The sequence below is a fragment of the Blastomonas sp. UPD001 genome, assembly GCF_003426715.1.
GTDB lineage: Bacteria > Pseudomonadota > Alphaproteobacteria > Sphingomonadales > Sphingomonadaceae > Blastomonas.
The window spans coordinates 1,513,638-1,522,007 of record NZ_QKVT01000001.1; the positions used below are offsets into that span (position 1 = coordinate 1,513,638).

The window sequence follows — 8,370 nt, forward strand, 5'->3', positions numbered from 1 at the left end:
GACCGCGGCGTGCGTGGCAAAGGCCGATGAGCCCAAATGGTGCTGCACCGGCGCGGGCGCGGTGCTCAACGGCGGTGCGTTGCGCGCGGGCGAAAGCGTCGTCATCTATGGCTTGGGCGGCGTCGGCCTCGCCGCGCTGATGGCGGCGATCGCGGGCGGCGCGCATCCAGTGATCGCGATCGATCCCGTTCCCGCCAAGCGCGCGCTGGCGCTGGAACTGGGGGCGGTGGTCGCCGTCGATCCGCAGGATGCCGAGGAAGCGGTGGTCGCCGCCCTGGGCCGCAAGCCCGATCTGGTGATCGAGACCGTCGGCAAGGCGCCGGTGCTGGCAAAAGCCTATGGCCTGGCGCGGCGCGGAGGTCGGATCGTCACTGTGGGCTTGCCCAACCCGGCGGACATGCTCTCGATCCCTGCGGTCTCGCTGGTCGGCGACGGCAAGACGCTGATGGGCAGCTATATGGGCAACGCCATCCCCTCGCGCGACATCCCCTGCTACATCGCCCTCTGGCGCGCCGGCCGCATGCCGGTGGAAAAGCTGCTGACCTCGGTGAGCCCGCTGTCCGAAATCAACGCGCTGTTCGATGAACTGGCGAGCGGGACGGCGATCCGGCAGGTGGTGGTGCCGTAAGTAGTTTGTCACCCACCCCCGCTCAGCCTGAGCCTGTCGAAGGCCCCGCTATACGGCCAGCCTGGGCGCGGGTCCTTCGACGACGCGGGCTGAAGCCCGCTGCTCAGAGCCTGCCCTGAACTTGTTTCAGGGACGAGCGGAGGTGGTGCGGCGGAACGTTATCCAGCCTGAGCGGGTCATAAATCGACTGGGGGCGAGACTTTGAGCTTGGCTGGATGGCGGGCCTGGAGATCGCGCAGCACATCACACCAGACCTGCCTGTCTCTCGCTGGCAGTTGCGATAGATCCCGGTTGCGAATTGTCAGCTCGATATCGCTCCACTGTAGCCGGTCATCGAACATTTCAATAAAGGCATCCCAGCCGCTGAACGTGCCATACCCAAGATACGCAACGTCTGTAACTCTGCTGAAAAGCTTGTCACACGTGTCAATTGACGAGTCGATGTCGACAGCGAATACTTCAGTCGGCTTGGTTTTGCGCATAGCTTCTTTTATGCCCAAGCCGTTGCCCATCAAGGGGGAGGGCTTAGGGGTCGGCTTTCGCCATCTATGCTCAGCGCATCGCGGTTTCGACTGGCTTGGCCCTGACCTGCGGATTGCTCACGCGCCAGACGATCCCCGACACGTCATCGGTGACGAGCAGCGCGCCCTTGCTGTCGATGGTGACATCGGTCGGACGCCCCTTCGCATCGCCGCTCTTGGTGAGGAAGCCCGAGAGCACATCCACCGGCAATCCGCCGGTGACCTTGCCCTTGGCATCGCGCGTGACCGCCGGACGACCGTTGTCACCGAAGGGCACGAACACCACCTTGTAGCCCGAGGCCGGCTTGCGGTTCCACGATCCGTGCAGCGCGACGAACGCGCCATTGGCAAAGCCGCTGCCCAGCGCCGCCTTGCTGGCGAAGGTCAGGCCGAGGGGCGCGACATGGGTGCCGAGCGCATAATCGGGACGGCGGGTATATTCGCGCAGCTCGGGGCGGCGCGGCTCGACGCGGAAATCCTCGTACCCGCCCCAGTAATTCCACGGCCAGCCGAAATGCATGCCGGCCTCGACCCTGGTGAGGTAATCAGGCACGAGATCCGATCCGAGCATGTCGCGTTCGTTGACCACGGTCCACAGCGCGTCCGAACTGGGTTCCCACGCCATGCCGACCGGATTGCGCAGGCCCACCGCGAAGTCGCGCTTCTTGCCGGTCGCAAGATCGAACTCGATGATCCGCGCGCGGCCCTTTTCGACCTCGAGTCCTTTTTCCGCGACGTTCGAGGCCGAACCGATCGCGACATACAGCTTGGTGCCGTCGGCATTGGCGATCAGGTTGCGCGTCCAGTGATTGTTGGGCTTTTGCGCAGGCAGGCTCAGCACCTTGCGGCCCTTGGCGGTGATCTTCGTCTGCCCTTCCGAATAGGGAAAAGCCATCACCGCATCGGTATTGGCGACATAGAGCGTGTCGCCGATCAGCACCATGCCATAGGGCGAATTCAGTCCTTCGAGAAAGGGCGTCTTCGTCTCGGCCTTGCCGTCGCCATCGCTGTCGCGCAGCAACGAGATGCGGTTGGCCGAAGGCACGCCCGCGCCCGCCTTGTTCATCAGCAGCCGCATCACCATGCCCTCGACGCCCTTGTTCTCGCGCGGCGGGCTGTTGGTTTCGGCGACCAGCACATCGCCATTGGGCAGCACCAGCATCGAGCGCGGATGATCGAGCCCGTCGGCAAAGCGAGCGACCGTCAGGCCCTGCGCGGCCTCGGGGGCCTCGTTCGCACCCCAGGGCTTCACATCGGCGACGTTGATGGTCGGAAAGGTCTCCTTGCGCGGCGCGGTGATCTCGGGCGAAGGGCCGCTCACGGCTGCGATGTCGAGTTCGGCGGTATCGCCGCTGAGGAAATACCAGCCAGCCCCCCCGACCACCGCGGTGGTGAGGCCCAGAAAGATGAGGATGTTGCGCGTCTTGGTGTTCATGCACCCAAATTAGGGCGCGGCCCCAGCGCGCGCAAGCGGCATCACCCGGTATAATCGGGGAGCGAGTGAAAGGCGTTCTTCAGCGCATCGCTCCACTGGTCGGCGATCAGGTTGTAATAGGGATCGCTCGCCTGAATCCGCCGGTTGCGCCCGGCAAAGCTGTTCGAGGCGTAGATCTGCAGATCGAGCGGAAGCGCGACCGACAGGTTCGCCTTGATGGTCGAGTCGAACGACACCATCAGCAGCTTGATCGCATCGTGGAACGACATGTCGCGATCATAGGCGCGCACCAGGATCGGGCGACCATATTTGGTCTCGCCGATCTGGAAGAAGGGCGTGTCATCGCCTGCTTCGATGAAATTGCCTTCGGGATAGATCATGAACAGCTTGGGGTCCATGCCGGCAATCTGACCGCCGACGATCATCGACGCGCTGAACGTCGAGGACGCGCTTTCGCCCGCAATCGCGCGGGTGCGCGCAATCTCGTCGCGCAGGGTCTCGCCGATGATGCGCGCGACCTGGAACATGGTGGGCGCTTCCATGATCGAGGGCTTGCGTTCATGCGGCGCCTTGGTGCGCTCCTCGAGCACGCTCACCACGCCCTGGGTGGTGGCGAGATTGCCCGCGGTCATCACCGTGATGTAGCGGTCGCCCGGCTTTTCCCAGGTGAACATCTTCTTGAACGTGCTGATATTGTCGACGCCCGAGTTCGTCCGGGTGTCCGACATGAACACCAGTCCCTTGTCCAGGCGCATCCCGACGCAATATGTCATAGGAGCGTCCTCCCCCTTCATTCGCATGGCGCGCATAAGGCGCGATGCGCAACAATCGGTCAAGCGGCAATGGGCGTTGTGGAAAAGTCGGGCCGCGCCAAACCTCATTCCAGCTACATCGTCATTCCCGCGAACGCGGGAATCCCGCTTCTGTTGCGCTTGCGGGAAGAAAGCGGGAACCCCCGCCTTCGCGGGGGTGACAAACCAGCGGCTCAACTTAAGGCTATTGCTGGACCTGCTGCACCTGCAGCGTCACCGTCATCGCCTCGGTGCCGCGGCCGAACGTGATCCCCGCGATCGGCGCGGCCTCGCGATAGTCGAGCCCGGTGGCGACGCGAACATAGCGCTCGTCGGGCGAATAGCCGTTCGAGACATCGAACCCGACCCAGCCCAGGCCATGCGCATGCACCTCGGCCCAGCCATGCCCTGCATCCTGATCGACCCGGTCGTTCATCAGCAGATAGCCGCTGACATAGCGCGCCGGATAGCCCAGCATCCGGGCCAGCGTGATGAACAGATGCGCATGGTCCTGGCACACGCCGTGCCCGGCATTCAGCGCCTCTTCGGCGGTGGTGGTGACACCGGTCTGCCCGACCTCATAGGCCACCGCCCCGCGCACCAGCGCCGACAGCGCGTGCAGCCGCGGCGCATCGCCGCCACCGATGCCGGGGTCCTCGAACTGACGCAGCAGCTTGCGGATGGTCGGGCCAGGCCGGGTGAACGGCGTCTCGCGCTTGAAATACCAGAGCGGTGCAGAACCGATATGCTGGCCGACCATGCCGGCATGGTCGCTGGTCTCGACCTCGCCTTCGCACTGGATGACGATCTCGTGCTGGTCGGGATCGAAGCTGAACAGTTCGACATGGTTGTTGTGGTGATCGTAGAACTCGACCTGCTTGGTGCCGCCATCGACGCTGGTCGTCCAGCGGATCACCTTCTGCCCGTGCGAATCCTTGGGGATCATGCGCAGCCGCTGCAGCGCATAGGGCATGGGCGTGTCGTAATGATAGCTTGTCCGATGGACGATGTGCAGCCGCATGAGTGACCCGTAACCCCTGTAAAATTCCGCCCCGCCTCAATGATAGAAGCGGAATTCCTGCTCGATCTGCGCCGAGATGCTGTTGTTGCGCTTGATGAAATCCTGGATGAACTGGTGCAGCCCATTGTCGACGATCATGTCGATATTGGTGTTGGCAAGCTCCTGGCTCAGCCCGGCGGCTTGGTGGAGGCTATCGCCGGCCCCGCCATATTCGCGCGCGATCGCCTCGAGCGCGCTCGCCATGCGGCTGGCGCAGAACGAAAGCGAGCGCGGCATCACCTGATCGAGGATCATGAACTGCGCGATGTTGCGCGGATTGGTCTCGCCCGGATTGAGCCAGCGGAAGGCGCGATAGGCCGAGACCGAGCGCAGGATCGTCTCCCACTGCACATTGTCGAGGCTCGACCCGACATAGGACAGCGAGGGCAGCAGCACGTAATATTTGACGTCGAGGATGCGCGCGGTGCTGTCCGCCCGCTCGACGAACGTGCCCAGCTGCGCGAAGAAATAGATGTCGTTGCGCATCATCGTGCCGCTCTGCGCGCCGCGCACCTGCGCGCTTTGCTGGCGGATGAGGCTCAGCACATCGGGCAGCTCGTTGTCCGAAATCTGCGTGCGCAGCGCTTCCTTGAGCGTCATCCAGCATTCGTTGGTAGCCTCCCACACCTCGCGGGTCAGCGCGGTGCGCACCAGCCGCGCGTTGTTGCGCGCGGCCTCGATCACCGACATCACGCTCGACGGGTTGGTCTTGTCGCGCAGCAGGAAGTTGATGACGCTCGATCCGTCGACCTTGTCGTAGCGCTGCGCATAGGCCTGGCGCACGCCGGCCGTGGTCAGCACCGAGGCCCATTCGTCCTCGGCGGCTTCGGAGCGCGTCAGCGCGATGCGGAAGCCGGCGTCGACCAGCCGCGCGATATTCTCGCTTCGCTCCATATAGCGCTGCATCCAGAACAGGCCGCCTGCGGTCTTGCCCAGCATCAGCGCGTCCCCCCGATCGTCATGTCCGCGCTCATTCGTCGAGCACCCAGCTGTCCTTGGTGCCGCCGCCCTGGCTCGAATTGACCACCAGAGATCCCTTCTTGAGCGCGACGCGGGTGAGCCCGCCGGGCGTGATGTCGATGCCGTTGGGCGAGACGAGCACGAAGGGCCTGAGGTCCACATGCCGCGGGGCCAGCCCCTGGCGCGTCATGATCGGCACGGTCGAGAGCGAGAGCGTCGGCTGCGCGATATAACTGCCCGGCCGAGCCTTGAGCTTCTGGCGGAACGCGGCGATCTCCTTGCGGCTCGCCGCCGGACCCACCAGCATGCCGTAGCCGCCTGATCCGTGGACTTCCTTCACCACCAGCTCGTGCAGATGCTCCATCACATAGGCGAGCGATTCCGCTTCCGAACAGCGCCAGGTCGGCACGTTCTCGAGGATCGCCTTTTCGCCGGTATAGAATTCGACGATCTCGGGCATGTAGCTGTAGATCGCCTTGTCGTCCGAAATGCCGGTGCCCGGCGCATTCGCAATCGTGATGCCGCCCGCGCGGTACACGTCCATGATGCCGGGCACGCCGAGCGCGGAATCGGGACGGAAGGAGAGCGGATCGAGGAAATCGTCATCGACGCGGCGGTAGAGCACGTCGATCGCGCGATAGCCCTGGGTGGTGCGCATCGCGACCCGGCCATCGACGACGCGCAGGTCGTGCCCCTCGACCAGCTCCGCCCCCATCTGGTCGGCAAGGAAGCTGTGCTCGAAATAGGCGCTGTTGTGGATGCCGGGCGTCAGCACCGCGATCTCGGGCGGGCCGTTGCACGCGCGCGGCGCGCTGGCGGCGAGCGAGCGGCGCAGCTTGCGCGGGTAGTCCGACACCTCGCGCACGCGCACCTTGCGGAACAGCTCGGGGAACATGTGCAGCATCGTCTCGCGGTTCTCGAGCATGTACGACACGCCCGACGGGGTGCGCGCATTGTCCTCGAGCACATAGAACTGGTCGGGTCCCGTCCGGACGATGTCGACGCCGATGATGTGCGTGTAGATGCCGCCGGGCGGGTCCATGCCGATCATCTGCGGCAGGAACGCCTCGTTCCTCGCGATCAGCTCGACCGGGATGCGGCCCGCGCGCAGGATTTCCTGGCGATGATAAATGTCGTGCAGAAAAGCGTTGATCGCGCGCACGCGCTGCTCGATGCCGCGGCTGAGGCGCGCCCATTCGCGGCCCGAGATGATGCGCGGCACGATGTCGAACGGGATCAGCCGTTCGCTCGCCTCCTCCTCGCCATAGACCGCGAAGGTGATGCCGGTGCGGCGGAAGAAATTCTCCGCATCGCGCGCCTTGGTCCGCAGCCGGGACGCGTCCTGCGCGCCATACCATTCGCAAAATTCGCTATAGGGTGCGCGCACCGAACCATCGGGCAGCAGCATCTCGTCAAAGTGCGGTTTATCCCCTGTCATTGACATAAGATGTGACAGCTATTGTGCAGTGCCGCAAGACAGGAAATGCGCCCGCGGGCCGCAGGTCCTTGCCGATGATTTGACGGGCTGCGATCCTTGTCTTGCTGCGACGTCTGGTGTCTATTCGCTCCAGGACGCTGCAAGGGGACAAGGCTTTGAAAAACTGGACGGGGCTGGCGCTGGCCGGCGTTTTGCTGATCGCGGGCTGCGGATCGCCCGGAACCAAGAGCGAGGACAAAGCCATCGCGATCCCCGAGGCGCGGCCCGATGCGGTGAACGATCGCTTCGCCCGGCTGGCGCTCACCTGCGTGCACAAGGAATATCCCAACAAGATCTCGCATGTGCTCAACGATGATGGCGATGCAAAGCCGCCGCGGGAGCTGACGCCTGCCTTTTACGGCTGTTTCGACTGGCATTCGTCGGTGCACGGGCACTGGCTGCTGGTGCGCATCCTCAAGACCGACCCCGCATCGCCGATGAAGCCGGCAATCCTCGCCGCGCTCGACCGCAGTTTCACGAGGGAGAATATCGCGGCCGAGCTGAAATATCTTGAGGGCGAGGGCCGCAAGGGCTTCGAGCGCCCCTATGGCACCGCCTGGTTCCTGCAGCTGGTGGCCGAGCTCGACGAGAGCGAGGACCCCAAGCTCAAGGCCTGGCGCGAGACGCTGCGTCCACTCGAACAGAAGATCGTCGGCGAGACCCAGGCCTGGCTGCCCAAGCTCGCCTATCCGATCCGGCTGGGCACGCACAACCAGAGCGCCTTCGCCTTCGGCCTGATGCTCGATTATACGCGCCGGGTGAAGAACGACGCGTTCGCAAAGCAGCTGGAGGCCAAGGCGCTCGAATTCCACCGCGCGGACGTGAACTGCCCGCTTGCCTATGAGCCGTCGGGCGAGGATTTCCTCTCGCCCTGCCTGATGGAGGCCGACCTGATGCGCCGGGTGATGCCGCAGGCCGAATTTGCCGCCTGGCTGGCCAGGTTCCTGCCGCAGATTCCGGCGGATGGCTCGACCGGCTGGCTCACCCCCGGCGAGGTGCGCGATCCCACCGACGGCAAGCTGGTGCATCTCGACGGCGTCAACCTCTCGCGCGCCTGGGCGATGGAGGGCATCGCGAGTGCACTGCCCAAGGACGACCCGCGCGTGCCCGCGCTGCTAGCGACCGCGAAGCTGCACGCCGACAGCGGCCTCAAGGCGGTGAGCGACAAGAATTACGAGGGCAGCCACTGGCTGGGCAGCTTCGCGACGTACCTCACGACGAAGCGGGGGATCGGCGGGAGCTAGGTGCAAGCGCAGCGCACCCACGCCCGCTCAGCCTGAGCCTGTCGAAGGCCCCGCGCTGACGTAAGCGAAATAACTTCGTCACCCTGAACCCTTCGACTTCGCTCAGGACAGGCTTGTTTCAGGGCCCATTTCTCCCCACGCGGCTTCGGCTGCTGGGGCATGATGGATCCTGAACCAAGTTCAGGATGACGGCGTTTCAGGCGGCGACGCTATCGCATGATCATGCACAGCCTTAAGCTGAACGGCAGCAGCGG

At 64.5% G+C, this 8,370-nt stretch carries 8 protein-coding genes; 2 read left to right on the plus strand and 6 right to left on the minus strand.

The annotated features are described in order from the left end of the window. The coding region (locus DM995_RS07700; protein WP_157973280.1) for a zinc-binding dehydrogenase at positions 1 to 628 on the plus strand (628 nt) is incomplete at its 5' end. A gap of 176 nt (positions 629 to 804) precedes the next feature. On the opposite strand, the gene DM995_RS07705 is transcribed toward DM995_RS07700, so the two are convergent. The 6 genes from DM995_RS07705 to DM995_RS07730 all read right to left on the minus strand — a co-directional run bounded on the left by DM995_RS07705 (position 805) and on the right by DM995_RS07730 (position 6,833). Further along, entirely contained in the window at positions 805 to 1,143 is a 339-nt protein-coding gene (locus DM995_RS07705; protein WP_232824176.1) for a hypothetical protein, read from the minus strand. A gap of 37 nt (positions 1,144 to 1,180) precedes the next feature. Then, the gene (locus DM995_RS07710; RefSeq protein ID WP_116969051.1) at positions 1,181 to 2,584 is read right to left on the minus strand and encodes a PQQ-dependent sugar dehydrogenase; all 1,404 of its coding nucleotides are present in this window, start codon (positions 2,582 to 2,584) and stop codon (positions 1,181 to 1,183) included. Positions 2,585 to 2,625: 41 nt separating this feature from the next. Next, entirely contained in the window at positions 2,626 to 3,357 is a 732-nt protein-coding gene (locus tag DM995_RS07715) for a proteasome-type protease (protein ID WP_023839234.1), read from the minus strand. A gap of 223 nt (positions 3,358 to 3,580) precedes the next feature. Then, positions 3,581 to 4,396 (minus strand): transglutaminase family protein, encoded by an 816-nt coding sequence (locus DM995_RS07720; RefSeq protein ID WP_023839233.1) that lies wholly within the window; start codon positions 4,394 to 4,396, stop codon positions 3,581 to 3,583. A 36-nt stretch (positions 4,397 to 4,432) separates the two neighbouring features. Then, positions 4,433 to 5,374 carry an alpha-E domain-containing protein gene (locus tag DM995_RS07725; RefSeq protein ID WP_023839232.1) on the minus strand — a complete coding sequence of 314 codons (942 nt, stop codon included), beginning with the start codon at positions 5,372 to 5,374 and terminating at the stop codon, positions 4,433 to 4,435. A gap of 31 nt (positions 5,375 to 5,405) precedes the next feature. Beyond that, positions 5,406 to 6,833: a circularly permuted type 2 ATP-grasp protein gene (locus tag DM995_RS07730; RefSeq protein ID WP_198669293.1), complete on the minus strand. Its 1,428-nt coding sequence runs from the start codon at positions 6,831 to 6,833 to the stop codon at positions 5,406 to 5,408. Between the two features lie 155 nt (positions 6,834 to 6,988). Between DM995_RS07730 and DM995_RS07735 the strand changes: the two genes are divergently transcribed. Then, a complete protein-coding gene (locus tag DM995_RS07735; RefSeq protein ID WP_116969053.1) occupies positions 6,989 to 8,116 on the plus strand; it encodes a DUF2891 domain-containing protein in 1,128 nt (375 codons plus the stop codon). Positions 8,117 to 8,370 lie beyond the last annotated feature (254 nt).

Excerpts from the sequence above, each read along its gene's own strand:
- DM995_RS07710 (WP_116969051.1), bottom strand. The coding sequence starts at position 2,584 with ATGAACACCAAGACGCGCAACATCCTCATCTTTCTGGGCCTCACCACC.
- DM995_RS07715 (WP_023839234.1), bottom strand. The coding sequence starts at position 3,357 with ATGACATATTGCGTCGGGATGCGCCTGGACAAGGGACTGGTGTTCATG.
- DM995_RS07720 (WP_023839233.1), bottom strand. The coding sequence starts at position 4,396 with ATGCGGCTGCACATCGTCCATCGGACAAGCTATCATTACGACACGCCC.
- DM995_RS07725 (WP_023839232.1), bottom strand. The coding sequence starts at position 5,374 with ATGCTGGGCAAGACCGCAGGCGGCCTGTTCTGGATGCAGCGCTATATG.
- DM995_RS07730 (WP_198669293.1), bottom strand. The coding sequence starts at position 6,833 with ATGACAGGGGATAAACCGCACTTTGACGAGATGCTGCTGCCCGATGGT.